Below are 2401 nucleotides of genomic sequence, written 5' to 3'. Positions count from 1 at the left end.
GCCGTCCTTGATGTACCGGGCGAGGTTGAGCTCCGGGGCGTTGAACCGCTCGCGGACCTCTTCGCCCCACAGGACTTCCTGGGTGCCTTCGTGTTTGACCAGGCCCGGGTTGATGCCGAGCTTGAAGCCGCCAGGCAGCGGCTTGCCGTCCCGGTAGGGCAGGAAGTCCAGCGGCGACGTTCCGTCGGCCGCGTACACGACGCAGTCGGACAGGACCGCGATCGGGTACTGGCCGGTGAAGACGGCATGCTTGACGATCTTCCGGTGGAGGTTGATCCGTGTGCGGGAGATGACCGCCGCGCGGATGTCCGGCCGCCACGTCGGGCGGGACAGCGCCCGCCACGGCTCGCCCGGCCGCCAGCCCTCACCCCGGGGCCGCTCGCGCAGCTTGCCCAGACCGCCCTTGACCGTTGCCTTGACCGCGGAGACGACGATCGCCAGCTCCGGGTCACGCTCCTTGTAGCCGCCCATCGCGGCGAGGAAGTCGGCCGGCGCCAGGTCGGCATCCACACCGAGGTCGGCCATCGTGGCCAGGTAGGCGTCGCGGAGCCGGTTGTACCAGCCGTCCAGGTAACGGCCGCTCTCGTAACGGACGTACGCCTCGATCGGCGTGACGTCGTAGCCGAGCTCCACCGCATACGCGACGGTGGGCGTCGCGTACCAGGCCGGTCCCTCGGGGCGCTCGCCCTTCGGCGTGAACGGGCTGGGCAGCAGACTCGCGTCCAACTCCGCCCACGTGTCCTTGCCGACCTTCACCCGCGACAGGTCCACATGCGACAGGTCAACTAGCCACGAGCCGGGCAGCTTCGCGTCGAACACCGGCGCCTTGACGTGCGTCGGCGCACCGAGGCCGACGACCAGGCCGTTGGCGCCCGCCGCGAAGGCCATGTTCACGTCGATGCCGACCAGGTGCCGCAGGGTGCACTCGGCATCCGTCATCGGCCGCGCCCAGTCGTACGCCTCCTCGAACAACTTCTCCGCAGGTCCCCGCACGTGGAAGCGCGGCAGATCCTTCAGGAGCGGGTGCCCGTCGGGGGCCTCGCACGGCGCGCAGTCCACCGGATCCTTCCCCAGCGAGCCGGGGTTGTGCTCGGAGTGCCGCTTGCCGTCGGCGTCCGGCTCGGAGGCCCGTGTCGGCGGGTGCAGCGCGGTCATCAGCTCCAGGCCGGTCACCGCGGTCGATCCGCGCGGGGTCATCACCCGGGACGCGTACACGCCCAGCACGCGCGCGAGTTCCGCCGGCGGGAGCTGGGCGGCCTCGCCCCAGTGCCGGGTGTCCAGCGCGTTCCACGACGGGATGCACAGCTGAACGCAGGCCCGCTCCGAACCGGTCGCGGGGCGGTAGATCCGCGCCCACGGCCCGAACCCGCGCTTGGTCAGCTTCCACTCCGCACGGACCAGCTGCTTGATGGCCTTGTGGCCCTCGGGGATCCGCCCGACGAGCCGCTCCTCGTCCGTGAGGGTGGCTGGCAGGCCGTAGCGCTCCAGCGCGGCCTCGGTGAGCATCAGCAGCGGGTCGGCATCCTTGCCCGGCCCGGACAGCTTCGGCGCCCCGAGCCTGGCTTCCTTGAGCGTCCACTCCACCAGGGACGGGATCGACTTGGCGGGCACGTCCAGGACCAGGCCACCGGTGCAGTACGCGAGGACCTGGCCGTCGGCGTCGACGTCGATGACCGCGAGCGGACCATTGGCGAAACGGGGGTCGGAACCAGCCGGGGTGTTCGCCGGGGCGGTCTTCCTGGCGGCCGGGCGACGCGGCGTCGACGACGGCCTGACGGGGACGGCCGGACGCGACGCGGCGGCCGGAGCGGACTCGCGGGTGGGGCTGGACTGGGTGTTCTGATCGGTCGTCGTGACCGCAGCCTCGGAGTCCGGGCCCGTGGATACGGTCCGCGCTCCCGAAGCCGGGGCGGGGGCGTTCGCGGACGTCTCCGGGACGGCCGTGTCCACAGCGGGCGCTGCGGAGTTGGGGTCGGCGGGGTAGAGCTCTGCGAGCTTGCTGAGCAGGCGGGCGTACGCGTCGCGCTCCGGCGGCCGCGGCTCCGTCTTGCCGGACTCCCAGCCACTAACGGTCGCCCGCCGAACCTCCAGAGCGGCCGCAACCTCATCCAGGGTCAGGCCGTGGGCAGTGCGCAGCCGCTTGCGCTCCGCTGGCGGCGGCAGCGGAGCCCGGGACGCCACCAGCGCGTCGATCCGGTCGAACAGCTCGGACATGGAACACCTCCTGTTCCTCAACTCTAGCTTGAACCGTACATATCACGTACCAAGTGCGTACGAACCGCGGACATTGGTTATGGGGTCATGCGCTAGTGTCCTGAGTCTGGAATTCGCTGCGTAAGTCAGGGTTGATTCGGCATGATGGCCGGGTGGCGAGGACGGGACGGCCGAAGGCCGAGTTGGT

1 protein-coding gene is annotated in these 2401 nt (G+C 70.9%); it reads right to left on the bottom strand.

Annotated features, from left to right (window positions below; all coding sequences use genetic code 11):
• Positions 1-2214 (bottom strand): telomere-associated protein Tap (gene tap / locus ACI2L1_RS45080; protein ID WP_404745288.1); only part of this gene is annotated, 2214 nt, incomplete at its 3' end.
• Positions 2215-2401 lie beyond the last annotated feature (187 nt).

Origin of the sequence: Streptomyces sp. NPDC019531, assembly GCF_044903305.1 — a bacterium.
Taxonomy (GTDB): Bacteria; Actinomycetota; Actinomycetes; order Streptomycetales; family Streptomycetaceae; genus Streptomyces.
This window is presented reverse-complemented; position numbering and strand designations above follow the sequence as displayed.